This window comes from Kitasatospora sp. NPDC057965 (assembly GCF_042887135.1).
Classification (GTDB): domain Bacteria; phylum Actinomycetota; class Actinomycetes; order Streptomycetales; family Streptomycetaceae; genus Kitasatospora.
The window spans coordinates 16,795-40,937 of the sequence record NZ_JBHVPZ010000029.1; the positions used below are offsets into that span (position 1 = coordinate 16,795).

The following is a 24,143-nucleotide window of genomic DNA, read 5'->3' on the forward strand; positions in this document are numbered from 1 at the left end:
TCCGGTGAGCTGATCGGAGTTCCGTCGGGAGCACGTACGAGGTTGAGGGCCCGCACCGACCGGTGCGGGCCCTTTCCGCCGTCAGACGGTGGCCTGCTCGCCGGCCCGGTCGGCGGCCGAGCCGTCCGGCTGGGCGGAGAGGTAGGCGCCGCCGCAGGCGGTCAGCCGCAGCGCGGTGTCGATCAGCGGCACGTGGCTGAACGCCTGCGGGAAGTTGCCGACCTGCCGCTTGAGCCGCGGGTCCCACTCCTCGGCGAGCAGCCCGAGGTCGTTGCGCAGCGCCAGCAGCCGGTCGAACAGCTCGCGTGCCTCCTGCACCCGGCCGATCATCGCGAGGTCGTCGGCCAGCCAGAACGAGCAGGCCAGGAAGGCGCCCTCGTGGCCGCTGAGGCCGTCGACGTTGTTACCGGTCTCGTCGTGGGTCGGGTAGCGCATCACGAAGCCGTCCTCGGTGGAGAGCTCGCGCTGGATCGCCTCGATGGTGCCGATCACGCGCTTGTCGTCCGGCGGCAGGAAGCCGACCTGGGGGATCAGCAGCAGCGAGGCGTCCAGCTCCTTGCCGCCGTAGTACTGGGTGAAGGTGTTGCGCTCCGGGTCGTAGCCCTTGTCGCAGACGTCCCGGTGGATGGTCTCGCGCAGCTCGCGCCAGCGCTCCAGGTGGCCGCCGTCCGGGGCGTCCTCGGGGGTCTGCTCCAGCAGCTTGATGGTGCGGTCGACGGCCACCCAGGCCATCACCTTGGAGTGCACGAAGTGCCGGCGCGGGCCGCGCACCTCCCAGATGCCCTCGTCCGGCTCCTGCCAGTGCTCCTCCAGGTACTCGATGAGCCGCAGCTGGAGGTGGTGGGCGTGGTCGTTGCGGACCAGGCCGGTCATGTGGGCCAGGTGCAGCGCCTCGACGACCTCGCCGTAGACGTCCAGCTGGAGCTGGCCGGCCGCGCCGTTGCCGATCCGCACCGGCTGGGAGCCCTCGTAGCCGGGCAGCCAGTCCAGCGAGGACTCGGTGAGCTCGCGCTCGCCGGCGATGCCGTACATGATCTGCAGGTTCTCCGGGTCGCCGGCCACCGCGCGCAGCAGCCACTCGCGCCAGGCCCGGGCCTCCTCGCGGTAGCCCGTGCGCAGCAGCGAGGAGAGGGTGATCGCCGCGTCGCGCAGCCAGGTGTAGCGGTAGTCCCAGTTGCGCTCGCCGCCGATGTCCTCGGGCAGTGAGGTGGTCGGGGCGGCGACGATGCCTCCGGTGGGGGCGTAGGTGAGGCCCTTGAGGGTGATCAGGGAGCGGATCACGGACTCCCGGTAGGGGCCCTGGTAGGTGCACTGGCCGACCCACTCGTGCCAGAAGTCGGCGGTGGCGTCGAGCACTTCCTCGGCGTCCGGGGCCTTGGGCGGCTCCAGGTGGGAGGCCTGCCAGGTGAGCGCGAAGGCGATCCGCTCGCCGGCCGAGACGGTGAAGTCGGCGTAGGTGGTGAGGTTGCGGCCGTAGGTGTCGGCCTGGCCGTCCAGCCAGACCGAGTCGGGGCCGGCCACGGCGACGGTGCGGTGGCCGCCGTCGGGCTGCTCGACCCGGTGCACCCAGGGCACGATCCGGCCGTAGCTGAACCGCATCCGCAGCGCGGAGCGCATCCGGACGGTGCCGGCCACGCCCTCGACGATCCGGATCACCTGCGGGACGGCGTCCTTGCCGGCGAGCGGGCGGGGCGGCATGAAGTCGATCACCCGGACGGTGCCGCCCTGGGTGTCCCACTCCTGCTCCAGGATCAGCGAGTCGCCCCGGTAGCGGCGGCGGTCGGCCGGCAGGGCGGGGGCGGCGGCGGTCGGCGGGATCCGCGGGTCGTCGGCGGTCGGGCCGGCGGTGGTCGGGTCGGCGGGGACCGCTTCGGTGGCGGGGGAGGGCAGTTCGGCGGCCACCGCCTCGGCGGGGCCGATTCGCCAGAAGCCGTGTTCGTCGGTGCCGAGCAGTCCGGCGAAGACCGCCGGCGAGTCGAATCGGGGCAGGCAGAGCCAGTCCACCGCGCCGTCCCTGCTGACGAGGGCGGCGGTCTGCATGTCCCCGATGAGTGCGTAGTCCTCGATACGGCCGGCCACGTGATCTCCAGTTCGCAATGTGGTCACGACGCATCGGCGATCCGAGGGGGAGCCTGCGGGTACGGCGGGACCGGTGCCACCCCGGGACGTCCGGCCCTCCGTCGGGTGGTGGCGGGCCTTGCTGGAGTGTCCGCGAGGGCTCGATCGAGCCTCTGGGTGGGTGGGGGAGCGGGAAATAACGGGGAGGTCCGGTCGCGCATCGGGGACCGAGAGGTTCCTGACCCTCCCACGCCCTCCGCGGCTCATGTTGTCGGCGATGCGTCCGAGCAGCTTACGACGGACGAAAGGGGCGAAGCACGCGGGCGCAGCGCGGTGTGGCGCCGCATTTCGGCGGAAATACCGCGCATCGCGGGGGAGGCCGCCAGGATGGCTCGGAAGGATCAGCTCCGGATGGCACGAAGTGGGGATCCGGCGATGGCCCGCCCGAGCCGATCCGGGCCATCGGGAGTGGCCCGCTCGGGCCGGTGGTGCGACGCGTGTGGCGTCTGCGCCGGGTGGTGCGCCGGTGGCGCGCCCGGCGTACGCCCCGGGAGCGTCCCGGCGGATCCGGCCCGGGAAACCGGGCGCCCGCCGCCGCGCGGGGGCGGCCCGGAACGCGTTCGGGCCGGGGCACTGTTACCCTGGTATCCCGTGGACCGGTGGGATCAAACGCCCCGGACCGGCCGAACCGACGACCTCCGGGCGCCGTGCCCCCGCACCGCCTCCCTCGTCGGGACGGCGAGCCGCGAGCCTCCCACCACGTCACCTTCGACTCGCGACCCACGGGAGCCCCCTCTTGGCACAGCCCCATTCCGGCAAGGCATCGAACGGCCGCGCCGTGACGACCAAGCACCTCTTCGTCACCGGGGGTGTCGCCTCGTCGCTCGGCAAGGGCCTCACCGCCTCCAGCCTCGGTGCCCTGCTCAAGGCCCGCGGCCTGCGCGTCACGATGCAGAAGCTCGACCCGTACCTCAACGTGGACCCGGGCACCATGAACCCGTTCCAGCATGGTGAGGTCTTCGTCACCGACGACGGCGCCGAGACCGACCTCGACATCGGTCACTACGAGCGGTTCCTGGACACCAACCTGCACGGCTCGGCCAACGTCACCACCGGCCAGGTGTACTCGACCGTCATCGCCAAGGAGCGCCGCGGCGAGTACCTGGGCGACACCGTCCAGGTCATCCCGCACATCACCAACGAGATCAAGTCCCGGATCCGCCGGATGGCGACCGAGGACGTCGACGTGGTGATCACCGAGGTCGGCGGCACCGTCGGCGACATCGAGTCGCTGCCGTTCCTGGAGGCCGTCCGCCAGGTCCGCCACGAGGTCGGCCGGGACAACGTCTTCTTCGTGCACGTCTCCCTGCTCCCCTACATCGGCCCCTCGGGCGAGCTGAAGACCAAGCCGACCCAGCACTCCGTCGCCGCGCTGCGCAACATCGGCATCCAGCCCGACGCCGTCGTGCTGCGCGCCGACCGCGAGGTCCCGCAGGCCATCAAGCGCAAGATCTCGCTGATGTGCGACGTCGACGAGGAGGCCGTGGTCGCCGCGATCGACGCCAAGTCGATCTACGACATCCCCAAGGTGCTGCACGGCGAGGGCCTGGACGCCTACGTCGTCCGCCGCCTGGACCTGCCGTTCCGCGACGTGGACTGGACCACCTGGGACGATCTGCTGCGCCGCGTCCACGAGCCGCAGCACATCGTCAAGGTCGCGCTGGTCGGCAAGTACATCGACCTGCCGGACGCCTACCTGTCGGTGACCGAGGCGCTGCGCGCCGGCGGCTTCGCCAACAACGCCCGGGTCGAGATCAAGTGGGTCACCTCCGACGACTGCGAGACCCCCGAGGGTGCGCAGGAGCAGCTCGGTGACGTCGACGCGATCTGCATCCCCGGCGGCTTCGGCGACCGCGGCGTCAACGGCAAGGTCGGCGCGATCACCTACGCCCGCGAGAACCGCGTCCCGCTGCTGGGCCTGTGCCTGGGCCTGCAGTGCGTGGTCATCGAGGCGGCCCGCAACCTGGCCGGCCTGCCCGAGGCCAACTCCACCGAGTTCGACGCCGCCGCCAAGCACCCGGTGATCTCCACCATGGCCGAGCAGCTGGCCATCGTCGACGGCAAGGGCGACCTGGGCGGCACCATGCGCCTGGGCCTGTACCCGGCCAAGCTCGCCGAGGGCTCGATCGTCCGCGAGGTCTACCACGGCGAGCAGTACGTCGAGGAGCGCCACCGCCACCGCTACGAGGTCAACAACGCCTACCGGGCCGACCTGGAGAAGACCGGCCTGGTCTTCTCGGGCCTCTCCCCGAAGGGCGACCTGGTCGAGTACGTCGAGTACCCGCGCGAGGTGCACCCCTACCTGGTGGCCACCCAGGCCCACCCGGAGCTGAAGTCCCGGCCGACCCGCCCGCACCCGCTGTTCGCGGGTCTGGTGAAGGCCGCGATCGAGATCAAGACGGCCCCGGCCGACGCCGAGTAGGTCACCCGCGTTCCATCGGACGGCGGCCCCGCGATTCCTGCGGGGCCGCCGTTCGGCGTTAGATTGTGTCGTACTGACGAAAAGGGGAGACGTGATGGACGAGCGCAGCACCGCCGAGGTCGCCGACCGGGCCGAGGAGTGGGAGATCCGGGGGAGCACCACACCGTTCCAGGGCCGGGTCACCGGCGTGCGCAGCGAGGAGGTCCGGATGCCCGACGGCAGCTGGGCCCGCCGCGACTACCAGACCCATCCCGGCTCGGTCTCCGTCCTCGCCCTGGACGACCGGCAGCGGGTGCTGATCCTGCGCCAGTACCGCCACCCGGTGCGCCAGCGCCTCTGGGAGCTGCCGGCCGGCCTGCTCGACGTCCCCGGCGAGAACCCGCTGCACGCCGCCCAGCGCGAGCTGTACGAGGAGGCGCACTGCAAGGCGGGCAGCTGGCGGGTGCTGGTCGACTTCTACACCTCGCCCGGCGGGACGGACGAGGCGCTGCGGCTCTTCCTGGCCACCGACCTCGCCGAGGCCGAGGGGCAGCGGTACGAGGCGCACGGGGAGGAGCTGGAGCTGGAGTCGGCGCGGGTGCCGGTGGAGGAGCTGGTCCGGCTGATCCACGCCGGGCGGCTGCACAACCCGACCCTGATCACCGGCACCCTGGCGCTCTACGCGGCCCTGCACGGCCCGGGCGGCCTGGACGCCCTGCGCCCGGCGGACTCGCCCTGGCCCGCCCGGCCCTTCGCGTAGGCCCCGGCGTCCCGGGGCCGGGTGCCCCGGGGGCCCGGGCGGCGTCCCGGGGCCCGGCGTCCCGGGTCCCGGGCCCTCCGAAGGCCCCGGCTCGGCCGGCGGGGTGATTCGCCGGTTCGTACGACCGGATGTCACCTCGGCCGGAGCGGACGGTCGAACTACGCTTCGCAGACGGGGCGTCCACTGCGGGGCGCCTTCGGTGAGCGCTGGCGAGGTCGGGAGTGGCACGGGTGGCGAGGAAGACGGTGACGATGGAGGCCGGGGCCGGCGCGCCCGCCGAGCGCGTTCCCGGGCTGGACCGGCTGCCCGTCGGCCCCGCCCTGTTCGTCGGCCGGCGCACCGAACTGGCCGCCCTGCGGGCCGCCGCCGCGCGCCCGGCGGAGGGCCGCAGCCCGGTCCTGGTGCTGGCCGGCCGGCCCGGGTCGGGCCGCACCGCGCTGGCCGTGCGGTTCGCCGTCACCGCCGCCGCCCAGTACCCCGACGGCGTGCTCTTCGCCCGGCTGTCCGCGCCCGACGGCAGCCGGGTGCCGCCCGCCCGGGTCGCCCGCAGACTGCTGGAGCAGCTCGGCGCGGACACCGCGGGCGTCCCGCTGCCCGCCGCCGTCGAGGACGGCCGGGACGATCCGGCCTGCGTCGCGCTGCGCGGGGCGCTGGCCGGGCGGCGGGTCCTGCTGCTGCTGGACGACGTCCGGGACGCCGGGCAGCTGTGGCCGCTGCTCGCGGACGAGCCGGGCTGCCTGGTGCTCGCCACCACGGCCGGGCCGCTCACCGGGATCGAGGACATCGACCCGGTCATCCTCGGCGGGCTGGACCGCCCGGCGGCCGCCGAACTGCTCGGGGACCTCGTCGGCGGGACGCGGATCGGCTGCGACCCGGTCGGCGGGGCCGACCTGGCGGAGGCCTGCGGGTCCCAGCCGGCGGCGCTGCGGCTGATGGCGGGACGGCTGCGCGGCAATCCGGAGCTGGCGGTCACGGAGGCGGCGAAGGAGCTGGTACGGGCCGTCGCCGAGGCGTCCTCGTCGGCGGCCCGGGACGCGGGGGAGCCCGGTACGGAGCCGAAGTTCGAGAAGGCGGAGAAGGCGGAGAGGGCCGAGGAGCCCGCGAAGGCGGAGACGGCGGCGAAGTCCGCGAAGTCGGCGAAGAACGCGCCGGGCCGGCGGCGGAAGGGGGCCGCGCAGGAGCCGGGCGCCGCCGTACCCGCTCCGGTCGTGGCCGTGGCGCCCCCGGCCGAGCCGGCCCGCGACCCGGCCGCCTGGGTGCGGCCCGGGCCGGAGCCCGCCGAGCCCGTCCCGGTGCCGGACAACGACCCCTTGATCGGCGCGTTCACCCTCGCCTACACGGGCCTGCCTGCCGCGCAGGCCCGGATGCTGCGCGCGCTCACCCTGGCCCCCGCCCAGTGCGCGGACCTGCGCACCGCCTCCGCGCTGGTCGGCTGCCCGGCTCCGGAGGCCGCCGGGACGCTGGCGGCGCTCGCCGAGCGGGAGCTGCTCACCGTGGAGCCGCCGGCCGCCGACGGCACCGCCCGCTACCGGGTGCCGGGCCGGCTGCACCCCCGGCTGGTCCGGCTGCGCGCGCGGGAGGACCGGCCCGCCGAGATCGAGCTGGCCCGGGCCCGGCTGCTGGAGCGGCTGGTCCGGCTCACCGAGTCCGCCCGGGCGCTGCTGGACCCCTCCGCCGGACCGAGCCCCGATCCGCTGCCCGGTCCGCTGCGGCTGACGTCCGCCGCGCACGCCCGGCAGTGGCTGCTCGGCGAACGTGACGTACTTCTCGGCGCGGTCGCCGACGCGATCGGCCAGGGCGACCTCGACGGCTCGGCCGGCCGACTGGTCACCGCCCTGCTCCGGTCGCTGCCGCTGACCGGCGCCGCCGCCCCGGCCGACCTCCACCAGCTGCACGAACTGGTGCTGACGGTGGCCGAGCGGCACGGCCGCCCGCGCCGGGCCTCCGCCGCCCTGCTCAACCTGGGCGACCTGCAGGCCGCCGCCGGCCGCTGGGAGCAGGCCTGCGGTCACTACCGGGCCGCCCTGGAGCACGCCAGGGCCGCTGACGACGAGGCGCTCTGTGCCCGCGCGCTGGAGGGCGCGGCGGGCTGCCACCGGGCGCTCGGCGACGCGGTGCGCGCCGCCGACTGGTACGGCCGGGCGCTGGGCCTGCGGCAGTCGATGGGCGACCAGGCCGCCGAGGCCCGGCTGCTGGCCAGGGTGGCCGAGGCGCACAGCGCGCAGCGCCGCTTCGACGAGGCCGAGCGCGAGTACCGGGCGTCCCTCGCGGTGCTGCGCAGGCTCGGCGACGAGCACGGCCGGGAGGCGGTCGGCACCGCCCTCGCGGAGCTGCGGGAACGCGTCTCGGCCGGGTGGTAGCGGGCTTTTCGGGAGTATTGTCGAAGATGCCCGGTCGGCACCGCTTTGGTAGGAAGATCGCGAGGGAAGCCTACGAACCTGCCAATGCGTCCGGCAGATTTATTCACATTGGAAGGCTGACAGGCCGCCTGGGCTTCATTACACTCGACTCAGCGCGCAGCAATCCGTGCCCCGGTGTCTTCCGGAGGCTTCCCCCGTGCGCGCGGCCCGCCGGTCTTCTCCGGTAGGGACCCCCATGGCAAGAGGACGTGTTTAGCCGTGAAGGTCGGCATCCCCCGCGAGGTCAAGAACCACGAGTACCGCGTGGCCATCACGCCTGCCGGTGTGCATGAGCTGGTCCGCAACGGACACGAGGTCTACATCGAGGACAACGCCGGCGTCGGCTCCTCGATCCCGAACGAGGAGTACGTGGCCGCCGGCGCCACCATCCTCCCCACCGCCGACGAGGTGTGGGCCACCGCCGACCTGGTGCTGAAGGTCAAGGAGCCCATCGCGGAGGAGTACCACCGCCTGCGCAAGGGCCAGACGCTCTTCACCTACCTCCACCTGGCGGCCGACCGGGCCGGCACCGACGCGCTGGTCGCCTCCGGCACCACCGCCATCGCGTACGAGACCGTGCAGCTCGCCAACGGCGCCCTGCCGCTGCTCGCCCCGATGTCCGAGGTCGCGGGCCGCCTGGCCCCGCAGGTCGGCTCGTACCACCTGATGCGTCCGGCCGGCGGCCGCGGCACCCTGCCCGGCGGCGTGCCCGGCACCCACCCGGCCAAGGCCGTCGTCATCGGCGGTGGCGTCTCCGGCTGGCACGCGGCCACCATCGCCATCGGCATGGGCTACGACGTGACCCTGCTGGACCGCGACATCAACAAGCTGCGCGAGGCCGACAAGATCTTCGGCACGAAGATCAAGGCCATCATGTCCAACGCCTTCGAGCTGGAGAAGGCCGTCGTCGAGGCCGACCTGGTCATCGGCGCCGTGCTGATCCCGGGCGCCAAGGCCCCGAAGCTCGTCACCAACGAGCTGGTCTCCCGCATGAAGCCGGGCTCCGTGCTCGTCGACATCGCCATCGACCAGGGCGGCTGCTTCGAGGACTCGCACCCCACCACGCACGCCGAGCCGACCTTCCAGGTCCACAACTCGGTCTTCTACTGCGTGGCCAACATGCCGGGCGCCGTCCCGAACACCTCCACCTACGCGCTGACCAACGCGACGCTGCCGTACGTCGTCGAGCTGGCCAACCGCGGTTGGAAGGAGGCGCTGCGCCGCGACGCCGCGCTGGCCAAGGGTCTGAACGTCCACGAGGGCCAGATCACCTTCGCCGCCGTCGCCGAGGCCTTCGGCCTGGAGTCGGTCTCCCTGGAGTCCGTGCTCGCCTGAGCGTGACGCGTGTCGCCCCCGGCCCGGTGCACTCCGGGCCGGGGGCTTCGCCGTGCCCGTGCACAGGGGGTCACCGAGGCCTCCCGGTCCCCGCATGAACGAGGGGTGAATCCGGTGGTGACGTCGGGGGCGGGGGGTGCGGGTCGCTCTGTCGTCAATTTCCGTCGGTCGTGTCACCCGACCCCGGAAACCTTGGAGTCGGGGGCCTTCGCATCCCTTGACAGAGGGTTGCCTGATAGTCGACACATCCTGCCCACTACCGTGGATTGTGTTGCTGCGAACGCCTTGAACGGCCTAGAGTCGCAAACCGTCGGCATGCTGCCACGCTGACGAATCGACATAGAGTCCTGGATGCCCAAGGAGGTAAGACGACTTGTGAATGAGTCGACATTTGCTCCCGGGGGTGGTCAGCCAGGACTGGCGGCGCACACCGCCGGCCAGCCGACTGAGGAGCCCGGGGCCAGGCAGCCCACCGTGGGCTCGGCCGAGGTCGGCTCGGTCGCTCTCCGTACTTTCGAAGCACGCCAGAACACAGCACAGGTGACCACGGTGACCGACTACGACGCCGAACTGCCGGCCCACGGCCTGGCCTACGGCGAGTTCGCCTACGGCGCCTACGACGACCCCGACGCCGAGTACGAGCCGGACCCCGAGTACGCGGCCACGCTCGCCCCCGACGCCGCCCGCCAGCGTCGCGAGCGGATCGGCCCCACCGGGCGCCCCCAGCCCTACTTCCCGATCCCCGCGCCGGTGGCCGAGCACGGCCCCGCGCAGATCATCGCGATGTGCAACCAGAAGGGCGGCGTCGGCAAGACCACGTCGACCATCAACCTGGGCGCGGCGCTGGCCGAGTACGGCCGCCGCGTGCTGCTCGTCGACTTCGACCCCCAGGGCGCCCTCTCCGTCGGCCTCGGCGTCAACCCGATGGAACTCGACGTCACGGTCTACAACCTGCTGATGGAGCGCGGGCTGACGGCCGACGAGGTGCTGCTGAAGACGGCCGTGCCGGGCATGGACCTGCTGCCGTCCAACATCGACCTCTCCGCCGCCGAGGTGCAGCTGGTCAGCGAGGTGGCCCGGGAGTCCGCGCTGGCGCGCGCCCTGAAGCCGCTGCTGCCCGACTACGACTACGTCATCATCGACTGCCAGCCGTCGCTGGGTCTGCTGACGGTCAATGCGCTGACGGCCGCTCACAGCGTCATCGTGCCGCTGGAGTGCGAGTTCTTCGCGCTGCGCGGTGTCGCGCTGCTCACCGAGACCATCGAGAAGGTCTGCGAGCGGCTCAACCCCGAGCTGCGGCTGGACGGCATCCTCGCCACCATGTACGACTCGCGCACCGTGCACAGCCGTGAGGTGCTGGCGCGCGTCGTCGAGGCGTTCGGCGACCACGTCTTCCACACCGTCATCGGGCGGACCGTGCGCTTCCCGGAGACCACCGTCGCCGGCGAACCGATCACGACGTACGCGACCAATTCGGTCGGTGCCGCCGCCTACCGCCAGCTCGCCAGGGAGGTGCTCGACCGGTGCCGCCCCGCCGAGTGAGTCTCCCGGGTGCCGACGAGCTGTTCCGAACCACCGGTGGGATGGCGCTGTCGCCGTCCCTCGCGTCGCGTTCGGCCGCCGAGGCGCCCAGACCGGAGACCGCGCGGGCGGTCAACGGCGTCGGTGACGCGGACGACGCCGAGGGCGTCGACGGCGCCGGCGCCACCGGCGGCGAGGGCCCCGAGCACGCCGACGGCGGCGACGGGGCGGTCGGGGACCAGGCAGTGGCGAGGCGCGCGCCGCGCCGCGCGATCGGCGGACCGGGCGCGGCCGGCGTGCCCGCGCCCGCGCAGCCGGGCGGCCAGGGTGCCACCGGGACGGCGGCCGGCAAGGCCGCGCCGGGAGGCCGTGCGGCGGCCCCGGCGCCGCGCCAGCACCCGGGTGCCGCCGAGGAGCGGCCGCGTCCGCGGGGCAGTGCCCCGCGCCGCCCGAGCGGGCGCGAGCGGCACGACGAGAAGATCACCGTGTACGTGTCCGCCGAAGAACTGATGGACCTCGAACACGCGCGGCTGGTGCTGCGCGGTGAGCACGGTCTGGCGGTGGACCGCGGCCGGATCGTCCGGGAGGCCATCGCGGTGGTGCTGGCGGACCTGGAGCAGCGCGGCGAGGCCAGCATCCTGGTACGGCGGCTGCGCGGGCGCTGAGCCCGCTCCCGGGGGCCGCGGGGCCGCGGGGCCGCAGGGGGTCCGGGACGGTTCGGTACGGCGTGTCGGTGGGCCCCGGTGCGCGGCGGGCGGCGCGGACGGGCGAAGATGGACCGTCATGCCGAGTACGCCCGAGATCCCCGTCGTCGACCGGACCGCCGTTGGAGCGGCCGGACCGGGTGCGCCGGAGGGCGACGGGCCGCAGGGCGGCTTCAGGGTCCGGCTGGACAACTTCGAGGGCCCGTTCGACCTGCTGCTGAGCCTGATCGCCAAGCACCGGATGGACGTCACCGAGATCGCGCTGGCGACGGTCACCGACGAGTTCATGGCCCACATCCGCGCCATGGGGCCGGACTGGGACCTCGACGCGGCGACCGAGTTCCTGGTCGTCGCCGCCACCCTGCTCGACCTCAAGGCGGCCCGGCTGCTGCCCGCCGCCGAGGTCGAGGACGACGAGGACCTCGCCCTGCTGGAGGCCCGCGACCTGCTCTTCGCCCGGCTGCTCCAGTACCGGGCCTACAAGCGGGCGGCGGCGCTGTTCGGCGAGCGCTGGGCCGGCGAACTGCTGCGGCGGCCCCGGGCCGTCGGCCTGGAGCCGCGGCACGCGGAACTGCTGCCCGAGGTCGTGATCGGCATCGGCGCCGAGCGCCTCGCCCAGCTCGCCGCCCGGGCGATGGCGCCGAAGCCGAAACCGGTCGTCTACGTCGACCACATCCACGCCCCGCCGGTCAGCGTGCGCGAGCAGGCGGGCCTGGTGGTCGGGCTGCTGAGCGAGCTGGGCGAGGCCACCTTCCAGCGGCTGGTCGCCGACGCCCCGGACACCATGGTCGTGGTCGCCCGGTTCCTGGCACTGCTGGAGCTGTACCGCGAGCGGGTGCTCGCCTTCGAGCAGCCGGACGCGCTCGGCGAGCTGCTGGTGCGGTGGGTGGCCGAGGCGGACCGGGGCGCGGTCGAGGTGACGGACGAGTTCGACCGGCCCGCGGGCGAGGCCGGGGCGCGGGCGGCGAAGGGCGAGGAGGACGGGCGATGACGGCCGGGAGCGGCGGCGCGGGCGGCGGACGGCCGGCCCGGCGAGTGCTGGGCGTGCCGGGGCGGGCACGCGCCGAGGAGTGGCTGGAGCCGGCGCCGACGGTGCCGGAGGCGCTGGAGCCGGAGCCGGACGGGTCCGAGGTGGCGGTGGCGGTGGCGGTGCCGGACGGGTCCGAGGCGGCGGTGGCGGAGCCGGACGGGTCCGACGTGGCGGTGGCGGAGCCGGACGGGTCCGACGTGGCGGTGGCGGTGCCGGTCGCGGACTTCGGCCTGGGGCTGCGGGCCGAACTGGAGGCGATCCTGATGGTCGTCGACGAGCCGGCCACCGAGGCCCACCTGGCGTCGGTGCTGGACCGCCCGTGCGGACAGGTGGCGGCGGCGCTGCGCGAGCTGTCCGCCGAGTACACCGCCCAGGGACGGGGCTTCGACCTGCGGCTGGTGGCCGGCGGCTGGCGTTTCTACAGCCGCGCGGCCTGCGCACCGGCCGTCGACCGCTTCCTCCTGGACGGCCGGCAGGCCCGGCTGACCCAGGCCGCACTGGAGACCCTGGCGGTGGTCGCCTACCGGCAACCGGTGTCCAGATCGCGGGTCTCGGCCGTCCGCGGTGTGAACTGTGACGGCGTGATGCGTACCCTGGTACAGCGAGGACTGGTGGAAGAGGCCGGATCCGAGCCCGAAACAGGTGCGATCCTGTATCGGACGACGAACTACTTCCTGGAACGGATGGGGCTCCGCGGCCTGGACGAGCTGCCGGAGCTCGCTCCCTTCCTGCCCGAGGTCGACGACGTGGAAGCGGAGTCCCTGGAGGGCACGATGATCGCGGAGGCGGTCGCCGCCGCTGCCGCGCAGGCCGCGGACGGCAGTGGCGAGGCCGGTCGGGCTGCGCCCGATCGGTAGGGGGCGGTGAGGTCGGCCGAAACGACCGCACAGCCCAGACGGTAACGACGTACGGACACTTTGATGCGTAGCAGTGGCAACGGCAGGAACAGCAGCGGCGGCGGCAGCGGTCGCGGCGGACAGGGCGGGGGCGGCCGGGGCGGCTCCTACGGGGGCGGCTCGGGCCGCGGCGGCTCCGGCGCGCGCGGGGGTTCGTACGGCGGCGGGTCCGGCGGCGGCCGGGGCGGCTCGGCCCCGCGCGGCGGCTCGGGCTCGTACGGCCGGGACGACCGGCGCGACAGCCGCCGCGACGACCGCCGGGACGACCGGCGCGACGACCGCCGCTACCCGGACCGCCCGCTGCGGCCCGAGGAGCGCAAGTACGACCGCCCCGAGTACGGCGGCGGCCCCAACGCCACCCCGGCCCGCGGCGGCTTCGCCGGGCGCCGGCCCGGCCCGGCCCCGCGCCCGCGCCGGGAGGGCCAGGGCGCCCCGGGCGACCCGCGCCGTCAGCCGCAGCGCTCGCGCGAGCTGCAGGCCCGGATCGAGGACGCGGTGCTGGCCCGGCACGACAAGCCGGCCGTGAAGCTGCCGAAGACCTTCGGCGAGCCCGAGGGCGAGCGCCTGCAGAAGGTGCTGGCCCGGGCCGGCGTCGGCAGCCGCCGCGCCTGCGAGGAGCTGATCGAGCAGGGCCGGGTCGAGGTCAACGGCAAGCGGGTCACCGAGCAGGGCAAGCGGGTCGACCCGCAGAAGGACGAGATCAAGGTCGACGGCCTGACCGTCGCCACCCAGTCCTACCTGTTCTTCGCGCTGAACAAGCCGGCCGGCGTGGTCTCCACCATGGAGGACCCGGACGGCCGCCAGTGCCTCGGCGACTACGTGACCAACCGGGAGACCCGGCTGTTCCACGTCGGCCGCCTGGACACCGAGACCGAGGGCATCATCCTGCTCACCAACCACGGCGAGCTGGCCCACCGCCTCACCCACCCCCGGTACGGCGTGACCAAGACCTACCTGGCCGCCATCCAGGGCCCGATCCCGCGCGACCTGGGCAAGCAGCTGGCCAAGGGCATCGAGCTGGAGGACGGCTACGCCCGCGCCGACAGCTTCAAGGTCGTCTCGAACGTCGGCAAGAACTACCTGGTCGAGGTGACCCTGCACGAGGGCCGCAAGCACATCGTCCGCCGGATGCTGGCGGAGGTGGGCTTCCCGGTCGAGAAGCTGGTGCGCACCCACTTCGGGCCGATCGCGCTCGGCGACCAGAAGTCCGGCTGGCTGCGCCGGCTGACCAACCCCGAGGTCGGCCAGCTGATGCGCGAGGTCGGGCTGTAACGGCTGCCGCGACGGTCCCCGGAGGGCCTCCCCGCCACTCGGCGGGGAGGCCCTCCGTCGTCCGGCGGATCCTGCTGTGAAGCGGACCGCATCGGCCGTGATCGCCTTGTCAGCCCCAGGACCCGTGGCCGAGTATTGCCACCTGACCACGACCCGCCGGGTGGCGGGACTGCGCCACCCGGCGCGGGGCGAGAGTCGAACGGGGAGCGACGCCGTGTCCGATGCACCACTCAGCGCTCTGGGACTGGCCGGACCGGACGGGCGGATCTACGCGGCGCTGGTGGCCAACCCGCAGTCCACGGCCGAGGACCTCGCCGGGCACTGCGGCCTGACCCTCCAGCAGAGCCTGCGGGCCCTGGACCGGCTCGCCCAGCAGGGCATGGCCACCCGGGCCCCGGTGGACCGCCAGCGCTTCCTGCCGGTCGCCCCGGACGTCGCCATCGGCACGCTGATCGGCCACCGGGAGTCCGAACTGCGCCACGCCCGGGCCGAGATGCACCGGCTGATGGACGCCTTCCGGGAGGCCTCGCGCTACACCGACCCGGCGCACTCGGTCGAGGTGCTGACCGGCGGCGAGGCCATCGCCCAGCGGCTGGAGCACATCACCGAGACCAGCCAGTACCAGATCCGCGGCTTCGACTGCCCGCCCTACATCCAGGACCCGGTGGCCAACATCCCGCTGCAGCGCCAGCGGCTCAAGGAGGGCGTGCGGTTCCGGACCGTCTACGACCGGGAGGCGGTGGCCTGGCCGGGCCGCCTGGAGAAGAACATCCTGGTCGGGGTCGCCGACGGCGAGGAGGCCCGGGTCCGGCCGGTGCTCCCGATGAAGATGGTCCTGTCGGACGACCGGATGGCGATCATCCCGATCAGCGTCGGCGACAGCGTCCTCGACGCCGCCTACGTCATCCACCCCTCGGCGCTGCTCCAGGCGCTGGACACGCTGTTCGAGGCGGAGTGGGAGCGCGCCGTCCAGCTGCAGGCCGCGATCGGCACCGGCGACGGGACGCTGGAGCCGGAGGCCGACCACCGCAAGCTGCTCGGGCTGCTGGCGGCCGGCCTCACCGACGAGTCGATCGCCCGCTCGCTGGGCTGGAGCGCCCGGACCACCCAGCGCCGGCTCCAGTCGCTGATGCGCGAGCTGGGCGCCACCACCCGCTTCCAGGCCGGCATGGCGGCCCGGGAGCGGGGCTGGCTGTGACTGCGGAGCGGTGTGCGGGCGTCAGCTCCAGGGGGAGAGCGAGGCCCAGCGGCCGTCCGGCCCGCGCTCGACCTTCTCCAGGCCGACCACCGCCGTACGGTTCAGCCGCCCGTAGATGTGCGGGTACAGCACCCCGGGAGTCGCCCCGGGCGGCGGTCCGCCGTGCGGGGCCTCCCACTTGACCATCGGTTCCACCATCGACTCCTCGATCAGCAGCACCATCAGCGGTTCGCGGGCGTCGGCGAAGAAGGCGTTGGCCACGGCGAGCGCGGTCTGCTCGTCCGCCGCGCAGTGGATGAACCCGTCGGTGAGCAGCGAGGCGGTCGCGTACGGCCGGCCCGGATCGGCCAGCCAGTCGTCCAGGGGGGCGAGGTGCAGGATCATGCTCCTGTTGTACCCGCTCCGGCCGGGCCCGGGCGCTCGCCCGGGCGGCGGTTCGCACGCCCGGGCCCGGCCCGCCCTCAGAGACCGGCCACCTTCCCGGAGGCGGAGACCTCGTACACCAGGGTGAGCGTGCGGCGGGCGCCCGGGCCCAGCGGCACGTCCCAGCGCACCACGCCCTCGGCGTCGAAGGCGTCCGGCGCGGGCGAGCACTCCTCCTTGCGCAGCCGCACCTCCACCGCCGACACCTCGGAGACCGGCACCCGCTCGCGCACCGCGACCAGCTGCTCGTCGTGCTCCTCCGGGCCGGAGAACCGCGACAGGTGCAGCCGCACCGTGCGGGTGGTCACCGAACGCTGGCTCAGCCCGGCCGTGGAGCGGCGCTCGTCGGTCTCGCGCACCACCCGGTAGCCGTCCGAACTGCCGAAGGACAGCTCGGCGTCCGCGCCCGGCGCGGTGAACGGCAGCCGTCCGCGCCCGGTGAAGCCGCTGCCGCGGACCAGCTCGACCGGCCCGGCGAGCAGCGGGTGCCCGGCCGTGTTGCGGAACCGGACCACCTGGGTGACCAGCGGGGACAGCTCCGGCGCGCAGGCGTACTCGCTGTGCGCGGCCCCGGTGAAGGAACTCAGCGGGACCCGGTGCGCCCGGCCGTCGGAGGGCACCGTGGCCGGCGCCGGGGCGGTCAGCACCCGCGCCTCGCCCCCGTCGTCCACGCCCGGCAGCGCGCCGTCCGGGCGCAGTTCGGAGATCGTCTCCTCGCGCAGCTCCACCTCCACGGTGCGCCGCTCCTCGGCGGTGCGCTCGCGCAGCGTCAGCACGTCCTCGGCGAGCGCGGGCGGCTCGGTGGCGAGGGCGGAGCGGGCGGTGGAGAAGGTGAGCCGCGCGCCGGTCCACGCCTCGCCGGTGCGCTGCCAGACCACCGCCTCGGAGTCCAGCCGCAGCACGCCCTCGGCCAGGGTGGCCCGGTAGGACGGCCGCCAGAGCGCGCAGGGCACCAGGTGGCCCACCGTCAGCCGGGCGGGCCCGGCCTCCCGGGCCTCGACGGTGAGCTCCAGGTGGGCGACCAGTTCGGCGGGCTCCTCCTCGGCCTCCGCGACGGCGGTGCGCGCCGCGGCCTGTTCCAGTGCCAGTCTGCGCAGCCGGGCCCGGGTGGCGCGCAGGTCCTCGCCGGAGCGCTCGCGCTCGGCGTCGACCCGGTTCAGCTCGCGGTGCCAGCGCACCCGTTCGACCTCGCCGACGCCGGCGCCCTCGCCGACCTCGCGCAGCAGGTCGGCGGAGAGCTGGGCGAGCAGCGCCAGCCGGGCCTCCAGCCGGTCGGCCAGCTGCTCCTCGGTGCGTTCGCGTTCCTCCAGGGCGTGCAGCCGGTGGCGCAGCGCGGAGTCCTCCGGGCCGGGCGGCAGTGGTGCGCGCGGTGTCCAGGCGCGGGTGATCCGGGCGTCCAGGACGCGGACGCCCGGGGTGGCGGACTCGGCGCGCAGGGTGCGGTCGACGGCGAGCGCGGTGAGCGGGCCCAGCCGCAGCCGCTGGACGCCGGCGGTCAGCTCCGCGGTGGCGGTGCGCTCGACCTGGGCGCGGTCCTCCAGACAGGTGACGGCGGTGACGGGCAGCGGCGTCGCGGGACGTGTGGTGCCGGGGAGGGGGGTGACGGTCACGTTCAGTTCCTCCGGTTTCCGCCGACGATGGCCTTTCCGGCCGGGATCCTGATCTGGTAGCCGGCGTCCAGTTCGGCCCGGCCGCCCGGTGGCAGCTCGACCCGTCGGAGCCGGGTGCTCGGCGGGCACTCGGTGGACGGTTCGTCCGGTGCGTGCCAGCCGGGGCGTTCCTCGATCCGGATGTCGGCGTCGGAGCTGACCGGCACCCGTTCGCGGACCTCGACGGTGACCGGGCGGCCGAGCCGGTTGGCCAGTTCGACGCGGACCCGGTGGTCGAGCACGGTGCTGCTGTTCAGCATGCCCGCGGTGGACTCGCGCAGCTCGGTACGGCGCGTCACCTCGACCGACTCGGCGACACCGATGCCCAGTCGGCGCACACCGCCGGGCGCGAGGGTGGGCAGGGCGGCGGTGAGCAGGAACTCGTCGTCGACGGTCACCTCGACCGGGCCGGCGAGCACGGCCTGCGCGGTGGCGTTGGCGACCACCAGGGTGGCGTAGACCCGCTCCTCGACGGCGGGCACGGTGACGTACTCGGGGCTCACGCTGACCGGGATCTCGCCGATCGTGACGGTGTGCCAGGTGGCGTCGGACGGGAGGTCGGCGGGCGCGGCGGCGTCGAAGCGGTGGTCGAAGGAGCCGGCCGAGACGCGCGGCGGCACGGCGTGGTGCGGCAGCGGGAGGCGCTCCAGCGCGGGGGTGGGGTGGTCGGGGGCGCCGTGGTGGCCGGCGGCGTGGTGGCCAGCGGCGCGGGGGCGGGGCGGGTGGTGCAGGGTGCCGCGCCGGTCGGCGGCGGTGTCCGGGCCGAGGAGCTCCAGCGCGGGGTAGTCGAGCAGCCGCTCGTCCGGGACGGGCGGGCCGGACGGGGGCGTGAGCGGGGCGTGCGGGGCGGGGGCACCGAACCCGGCGAAGGCCGCCGTGTCGAGGCCCGGGGCGCCGCCGGGGGCGGGCGGGGGCGCGCCGTAGCCGGCGTAGGCCACCTTCTCGGCCATCGGTCCGCCCGGCCCGCCCAGTCCGCGCGGCTCGTCGGCGGAGCGCAGGCCGCCGGCACGGGAGCGGGAGCGGGCGGGCCCGCCCGGGGGCTGCGGCGCCGGTGTGGCGGCGACGGTCGGGGCGAGCGCGGCGGAGAGCCGGGGCTCGGCGGCGAACGCGCCGCCGACGGCTCCGCCGGGCACCCGGAGGGGGTCGATCGGCGCCGGGCCGGCCGCGTCGTAGCCGGTGAACAGGTCGGCCAGACCGGCCGGGGGCTCGCGCCAGCCGGAGGACGGCGGGGGCGGCTGGCTGCGGCCGATCCGCAGTGAGCGCAGCCTGGGCAGCTCGGTGCGGCGGTCGAGGTCGGCGGTGGAGAGGGCGAGCCGGACGCCGGTCCAGTCCTCGCCGGTCTGCTGGGCGACCGAGGCGCGCAGCAGGAGCCGGCCGGTGTCGGCGCCCTGGGAGTACGAGAGCCGGTAGGAGGGGACCCAGCGGGCGGCGCGGACGGTGTACTCCAGTTCGAGTTCCAGCTCGGCTGCCGGTCCGGTTTCCGGTTCGGCGGGGGCGTCCGTGGCGGGGGCGGGGGTGGGGGCGTCCTCGGCGGTGGCGGTGGCGGTGGTGGCGGCGGTGGTGAGGGTGAGCAGGGCGGTCGTCGTGGTCTCGACGGGCTCGTGCCACTCGTCGGGGGACAGCCGGGCGACCTGCTCGTTGAGCACCGTGATCTCGTGGCCGGCGAGTTCGATCTCGCGGTCGAGCCGACCGGCGCGCCCGTGCAGCTCGGTGAGGCGCTCGTCGACGAACTCGGCCAGCTCCAGCCAGGCGTCGGCGGGCGTGCGGCGCAGCGGCTCGTCACGGCGCCGGGGCGGCGGGACGGCACGCAGCGCGGCGGTCTCGGCGACGGCGGCGAGGACCAGCCGGCGCTGCTCCCGCAGGGCGTCGTGGCGCTCCTCGGCGGCCGCCAACCGGTGGCGCAGCTCGGGCAGTTCGGCGGGTTCGCGGAGTGCGGCGACGGCTTCGAGGCGGGCCTCGGTGACGGCGGTGCCGGCCGGGCCGGCGAGGACCCGGGCACGCAGCGAGCGTTCGTCGAGCCCCTCGGGCAGGCCGGTCAGCCGGAGCCGTCCGTCCGCGGGCAGGGCCGCGCGGGCCCGGCGGCGGCAGACCGCGCCAACGGCGTGGACGACCACGGAGTCCAGCACGGAGGGCACGGAGGGCACGGAGGGCACCGCCGGAGCGGCGGAGACGGGCGCGCGGTCGGTGGTCCGGCCGGTGCCGTCCTCGTGCGGTCGGTGCTGGTCGCTGCCGTGTCGGTCGTTGCTGTGCTGGTCGCTGCTGTGTTGATCGTTCACCCGGCCAACCCCTTCGTCGCGTACCGTCGGCGGCCCATCCTGCCGTGCGGTGGCGCCCGCGTCGCCGGATTTCGCGGTGCGCGGCGGGCGGGCGGCGCGGCGGGCGCCGCAGTGGCGCGGGCCGCGTGAGGGGGGACGGCCGGGGGCGGTGGTGCGGTTGCGGCACGGGCGGTGGCGGTGATGGGGGAGGATGGGTGGCGACGCGTTCCACTTCCTTCCGCGCAGTTCCGTGAGGAGAGCCACCCCGCCATGCGCACAGCCGCCGTCGTCGGTACCGGACTCATCGGCACGTCCGCCGCGCTCGCCCTCACCGGACGGGGCCTGACCGTCCATCTGGAGGACGCCGACCCGGACGCCGCCCGCACCGCCGCCTCGCTGGGGGCCGGGACCACCGAACCCGCCGACGGGCCGGTGGACCTCGCGATCATCGCGGTCCCGCCCGCGCTGGTCGGCAAGGTGCTCGCCGACTGCCAGCGCCGCGGACTCGCGCGCTGCTACACCGACGTCGCCAGCGTCAAGGCCGGCCCGCGCGCCGAGGTCGCCGAGCTCGGCTGCGACACCGTCCACTACATCGGCAGCCACCCGATGGCCGGCCGGGAGCGGTCCGGGCCGCTCGCCGCCCGCGCCGACCTCTTCGAGGGCCGGCCGTGGGTGCTCACCCCCACCGCCGACACCGACACCGAGACGCTGAACGCCGTCCTCGAACTGGTCGCGCTCTGCGGGGCCGTGCCGATCGTGATGGACGCCGCCGCGCACGACCGCGCGGTCGCGCTGGTCTCGCACGCCCCCCAGCTGCTCTCCTCGCTGGTTGCCGCCCGGCTGGAGAAGGCCGACGAGACCGCGATAAGGCTCTCCGGCCAGGGCGTGCGGGACGTGACCCGGATCGCCGCCTCCAACCCCGCGATGTGGGTGGACATCCTCTCCGCCAACGCCGGCGCCGTCGCCGACGTGCTGGAGGAGGTCGCCACCGACCTCGGCGAGACGGTCACCGCGCTGCGCGCCCTGCAGGCCGCCGAGGAGGCCGACCGGCGCGGCGGCGCGGCGGGTATCGAGGCGGTCATGCGGCGCGGCAACACCGGCCAGGCCCGGATCCCCGGCAAGCACGGCGCGCCGCCCACCCGGTACGAGACGGTCGCCGTTGTCCTCGGCGACCAGCCCGGTGAGCTGGGCCGGCTGTTCGGCGAGGTCGGCGCGGCGGGCGTGAACATCGAGGACGTCGACATCGAGCACTCCACCGGGCAGCAGGTGGGCTTCGTCCAGCTGTCGGTGGCGCCGGCGGCGGTGCGGCCGCTGACGGCGGCGCTGCGGGCGAGCGGGTGGAGCGTCCGGGACTGACGTCCGCCGGGTTCGGTGGTGCCCGCTGTCCTGGCGGCGCTACTCGTTCTGGCACCGTTCGCCGCCGTGGCGGTGCTCGCCTTTCTGGCGATGTCCGCACGGCGCCGGCAGGGTGCTCGCTGTCCTAGCGGTGCTCGCAGTGCTCCACGGTGCTCCCGGTGCTCCGGGGCGGTCGCGGTGCGGGGCGGGTGCGGGGAGAGCGGGGCGGGCCGGTTACCGGCGGGGCCGGGTCGCGCGGCGGTCCATTAACCTTGTAGAGACCATCCCCGGCATCCCCGCAGTTCGGGTTGCCATGCTCAGAGACTCAGAGAGAGGTTCGCGCCGTGGACACTGCCGACCGAGCGCACGCCCCGGTCGTCGTCGCCATCGACGGACCCTCCGGCTCCGGCAAGTCGACCGTCTCCCGGGCGGTCGCCGCCCGGCTGGGCCTGAGCTTCCTGGACACTGGTGCCATGTACCGGGCGATGACCTGGTGGATGCTGGCCAACGGGGTCGACGTGAACGACCCGGAGGCGGTGGCCCTCGCGTGCGGCAAGCCGGTGATCGTGTCCGGCACCGACGCGGACGGCCCGACCATCACCGTGGACGGCCGGGACGTCGCCGGCCCGATCCGCGGCCCCGAGGTGACCGCGCAGGTCAGCGCCGTCGCCGCGGTGCCGGCGGTGCGCGCCCGGCTGGTCGAGCTGCAGCGCGGCTGCGCCGGGGTCGCCGCGCGCGGCATCGTCGCCGAGGGCCGGGACATGGGCAGCGTGGTCTTCCCGGACGCCACCGTCAAGATCTTCCTGACCGCCTCCGAGACGGCCCGCGCCGAGCGCCGGGCCGCCGAGCTGCGGGCCAAGGGCGTCGACGAGGCGACCATCACCGCGATGGCCGCCGACCTGGCGCGCCGGGACGCGGCGGACTCCTCGCGGGCGACAGCCCCGCTCACCCAGGCCGCGGACGCGGTCCTGGTGGACACCAGCGCGCTCACCCTGGAGCAGGTGATCGACCGGATCACCGCGCTGGTGGCGGAGCGGGCCGGGGCCGCGCTCTCGGCCGTCTGAGCACAGCCCGGACGGCCGGGGACCGCCTGGACGACCCGGGCGGCCCGGACGACCCGGGAACGGTCGACCGTCGTCGACCATCCGATGAACGGGGTGCCGTGGTGGCACCCGGAACCATTCGCGCTGCCCCGGAGGGGCAGGTACGCACGGCACGTCCCTGGGAAGGGCCGGGCCGGGAAACGGACAGTACGAACATGACCGCAGAGCACTCCACCGCCGGCCACGGCGAGCTGGACGCCGCCGAATACGCCGAGTTCATGGCGCTCGCCGCCGAGGAGGGCTTCGACCTCGACGACGTCGACGGCCTCGGCGACGGCAGCCACGCCCCGCTGCCGGTGCTGGCCGTGGTTGGCCGCCCGAACGTCGGCAAGTCGACCCTCGTCAACCGCATCATCGGCCGCCGCGAGGCCGTGGTCGAGGACAAGCCCGGCGTCACCCGCGACCGCGTCACCTACGAGGCCACCTGGAACGGCCGCCGCTTCAAGGTCGTCGACACCGGCGGCTGGGAGATCGACGTCCTCGGCATCGACGCGATGGTCGCCGCCCAGGCCGAGCTCGGCATCGAGCAGGCCGACGCGGTGCTGTTCGTGGTCGACGCCACCGTCGGCGCCACCGACACCGACGAGGCCCTGATCAAGATCATCCGCCGGGCCGGCAAGCCGACCGTGCTCTGCGCCAACAAGGTCGACGGCCAGTCCACCGAGGCCGAGGCCGCCTACCTCTGGTCGCTCGGCCTGGGCGAGCCGTACCCCGTCTCCGCCCTGCACGGCCGCGGCTCCGGCGACCTGCTGGACGCCGTGATGGAAGCGCTGCCCGAGGCCCCGCCGCAGACCTTCGGCGACGCCGCCCCCGGCGGCCCGCGCCGCATCGCGCTGATCGGTCGGCCGAACGTCGGCAAGTCCAGCCTGCTCAACAAGGTCGCCGGCGAGGAGCGGGTGGTCGTCAACGAGCTGGCCGGCACCACCCGCGACCCGGTCGACGAGATGATCGAGCTGGGCGGCAAGACCTGGAAGTTCGTCGACACGGCCGGCATCCGCCGCCGGGTCCACCTGACCGCCGGCGCCGACTTCTACGCCTCGCTGCGCACCGCCTCCGCGCTGGAGAAGGCCGAGGTCGCGGTCGTCCTCGTCGACGCCAGCGAGACCCTCGCCGAGCAGGACACCCGGATCATCTCGATGGCCGTCGAGGCCGGGCGCGCCGTCGTCATCGCCTACAACAAGTGGGACCAGCTCGACGAGGAGCGCCGTTTCTACCTGGAGCGCGAGATCGAGCGCGACCTCGTCCAGGTGCAGTGGGCCCCGCGGGTCAACGTCTCGGCGAAGACCGGCCGGCACATGGAGAAGCTCGTCCCGGCGATCGAGACCGCGCTGGAGGGCTGGGAGACCCGGATCACCACGGCCCGGCTGAACGCCTTCCTCGGCGAGCTGGTGGCCGCCCACCCGCACCCGATCCGGGGCGGCAAGCAGCCGCGCATCCTGTTCGGCACCCAGGCGGGCACCCGTCCGCCGCGCTTCGTGCTCTTCGCCTCCGGCTTCCTGGAGGCGGGCTACCGGCGGTTCGTCGAGCGTCGGCTGCGCGAGGAGTTCGGCTTCGTCGGCACGCCGATCTCGATCTCGGTGCGGGTGCGCGAGAAGCGCAAGAAGAAGTAGGACGCAGGAGTAGCAGCAGGCGGTGCCCGAGGGCCCCGTCGGCCGGTCATGGGGGCCGCCCCCGGGGGCCGCGGCGGGGGGGGGCGGGCCGCGGGGGGGGTCAACCCCCGGGGGGGGGGGCCCGGGCGGGGGGC

17 protein-coding genes are annotated in these 24,143 nt (G+C 74.7%); 13 read left to right on the plus strand and 4 right to left on the minus strand.

Going from position 1 to position 24,143, the window contains the following annotated elements:
• Positions 1–81: 81 nt before the first annotated feature.
• Entirely contained in the window at positions 82–2,079 is a 1,998-nt protein-coding gene (locus tag ACFVVU_RS30345; protein WP_387793439.1) for a glycoside hydrolase family 15 protein, read from the minus strand.
• Positions 2,080–2,854: 775 nt separating this feature from the next.
• Here ACFVVU_RS30345 and ACFVVU_RS30350 point away from each other — a divergent pair.
• From ACFVVU_RS30350 to ACFVVU_RS30395, 10 genes are all read left to right on the plus strand, one after another.
• On the plus strand, positions 2,855–4,540 hold the full coding sequence (locus ACFVVU_RS30350) for a CTP synthase (RefSeq protein WP_380682017.1): 1,686 nt from the start codon (positions 2,855–2,857) through the stop codon (positions 4,538–4,540).
• A 94-nt stretch (positions 4,541–4,634) separates the two neighbouring features.
• Positions 4,635–5,279: an NUDIX domain-containing protein gene (locus ACFVVU_RS30355; protein WP_387793440.1), complete on the plus strand. Its 645-nt coding sequence runs from the start codon at positions 4,635–4,637 to the stop codon at positions 5,277–5,279.
• A gap of 230 nt (positions 5,280–5,509) precedes the next feature.
• A complete protein-coding gene (locus tag ACFVVU_RS30360) occupies positions 5,510–7,639 on the plus strand; it encodes a tetratricopeptide repeat protein (RefSeq protein ID WP_387793441.1) in 2,130 nt (709 codons plus the stop codon).
• A 258-nt stretch (positions 7,640–7,897) separates the two neighbouring features.
• Positions 7,898–9,013 carry an alanine dehydrogenase gene (gene ald / locus ACFVVU_RS30365; protein ID WP_380682014.1) on the plus strand — a complete coding sequence of 372 codons (1,116 nt, stop codon included), beginning with the start codon at positions 7,898–7,900 and terminating at the stop codon, positions 9,011–9,013.
• Positions 9,014–9,487: 474 nt separating this feature from the next.
• Positions 9,488–10,555, plus strand: a complete 1,068-nt coding sequence (locus tag ACFVVU_RS30370; protein ID WP_376090262.1) for a ParA family protein — start codon at positions 9,488–9,490, stop codon at positions 10,553–10,555.
• The gene (locus tag ACFVVU_RS30375) at positions 10,552–11,199 is read left to right on the plus strand and encodes a hypothetical protein (RefSeq protein WP_387793442.1); all 648 of its coding nucleotides are present in this window, start codon (positions 10,552–10,554) and stop codon (positions 11,197–11,199) included. Before ACFVVU_RS30370 ends, ACFVVU_RS30375 begins: the two co-directional genes overlap by 4 nt.
• A 118-nt stretch (positions 11,200–11,317) precedes the next feature.
• On the plus strand, positions 11,318–12,229 hold the full coding sequence (locus ACFVVU_RS30380; RefSeq protein WP_387793443.1) for a segregation and condensation protein A: 912 nt from the start codon (positions 11,318–11,320) through the stop codon (positions 12,227–12,229).
• Between the two features lie 302 nt (positions 12,230–12,531).
• Entirely contained in the window at positions 12,532–13,125 is a 594-nt protein-coding gene (locus tag ACFVVU_RS30385; RefSeq protein ID WP_387793510.1) for an SMC-Scp complex subunit ScpB, read from the plus strand.
• A 63-nt stretch (positions 13,126–13,188) separates the two neighbouring features.
• Entirely contained in the window at positions 13,189–14,436 is a 1,248-nt protein-coding gene (locus ACFVVU_RS30390) for a pseudouridine synthase (protein ID WP_380689446.1), read from the plus strand.
• 214 nt (positions 14,437–14,650) lie between these two features.
• Positions 14,651–15,634: a helix-turn-helix domain-containing protein gene (locus ACFVVU_RS30395; RefSeq protein ID WP_387793444.1), complete on the plus strand. Its 984-nt coding sequence runs from the start codon at positions 14,651–14,653 to the stop codon at positions 15,632–15,634.
• Between the two features lie 21 nt (positions 15,635–15,655).
• Here ACFVVU_RS30395 and ACFVVU_RS30400 read toward each other — a convergent pair whose 3' ends face one another.
• The 3 genes from ACFVVU_RS30400 to ACFVVU_RS30410 all read right to left on the minus strand — a co-directional run bounded on the left by ACFVVU_RS30400 (position 15,656) and on the right by ACFVVU_RS30410 (position 19,982).
• Positions 15,656–16,018 (minus strand): DUF952 domain-containing protein, encoded by a 363-nt coding sequence (locus ACFVVU_RS30400; RefSeq protein WP_387793445.1) that lies wholly within the window; start codon positions 16,016–16,018, stop codon positions 15,656–15,658.
• 77 nt (positions 16,019–16,095) lie between these two features.
• The gene (locus ACFVVU_RS30405; protein ID WP_387793446.1) at positions 16,096–17,667 is read right to left on the minus strand and encodes a DUF4139 domain-containing protein; all 1,572 of its coding nucleotides are present in this window, start codon (positions 17,665–17,667) and stop codon (positions 16,096–16,098) included.
• A gap of 2 nt (positions 17,668–17,669) precedes the next feature.
• A complete protein-coding gene (locus tag ACFVVU_RS30410; RefSeq protein ID WP_387793447.1) occupies positions 17,670–19,982 on the minus strand; it encodes a DUF4139 domain-containing protein in 2,313 nt (770 codons plus the stop codon).
• Positions 19,983–20,231: 249 nt separating this feature from the next.
• Between ACFVVU_RS30410 and ACFVVU_RS30415 the strand changes: the two genes are divergently transcribed.
• The 3 genes from ACFVVU_RS30415 to der all read left to right on the plus strand — a co-directional run bounded on the left by ACFVVU_RS30415 (position 20,232) and on the right by der (position 24,009).
• The gene (locus ACFVVU_RS30415; RefSeq protein WP_380685726.1) at positions 20,232–21,317 is read left to right on the plus strand and encodes a prephenate dehydrogenase; all 1,086 of its coding nucleotides are present in this window, start codon (positions 20,232–20,234) and stop codon (positions 21,315–21,317) included.
• A 323-nt stretch (positions 21,318–21,640) separates the two neighbouring features.
• Positions 21,641–22,360, plus strand: coding sequence for a (d)CMP kinase (gene cmk / locus ACFVVU_RS30420; protein ID WP_380685728.1), 720 nt, complete (start codon positions 21,641–21,643; stop codon positions 22,358–22,360).
• A gap of 194 nt (positions 22,361–22,554) precedes the next feature.
• The gene (gene der / locus ACFVVU_RS30425; protein WP_387793448.1) at positions 22,555–24,009 is read left to right on the plus strand and encodes a ribosome biogenesis GTPase Der; all 1,455 of its coding nucleotides are present in this window, start codon (positions 22,555–22,557) and stop codon (positions 24,007–24,009) included.
• The last annotated feature ends 134 nt before the right edge of the window (positions 24,010–24,143 follow it).

Bases quoted from the DNA above. Each gene is read 5' to 3' on its own strand.
- ACFVVU_RS30355 (WP_387793440.1), top strand. From the start codon at position 4,635: ATGGACGAGCGCAGCACCGCCGAGGTCGCCGACCGGGCCGAGGAGTGG.
- ACFVVU_RS30380 (WP_387793443.1), top strand. From the start codon at position 11,318: ATGCCGAGTACGCCCGAGATCCCCGTCGTCGACCGGACCGCCGTTGGA.
- ACFVVU_RS30385 (WP_387793510.1), top strand. From the start codon at position 12,532: ATGGTCGTCGACGAGCCGGCCACCGAGGCCCACCTGGCGTCGGTGCTG.
- ACFVVU_RS30390 (WP_380689446.1), top strand. From the start codon at position 13,189: ATGCGTAGCAGTGGCAACGGCAGGAACAGCAGCGGCGGCGGCAGCGGT.
- ACFVVU_RS30400 (WP_387793445.1), bottom strand. From the start codon at position 16,018: ATGATCCTGCACCTCGCCCCCCTGGACGACTGGCTGGCCGATCCGGGC.
- ACFVVU_RS30415 (WP_380685726.1), top strand. From the start codon at position 20,232: ATGCGCACAGCCGCCGTCGTCGGTACCGGACTCATCGGCACGTCCGCC.
- der (WP_387793448.1), top strand. From the start codon at position 22,555: ATGACCGCAGAGCACTCCACCGCCGGCCACGGCGAGCTGGACGCCGCC.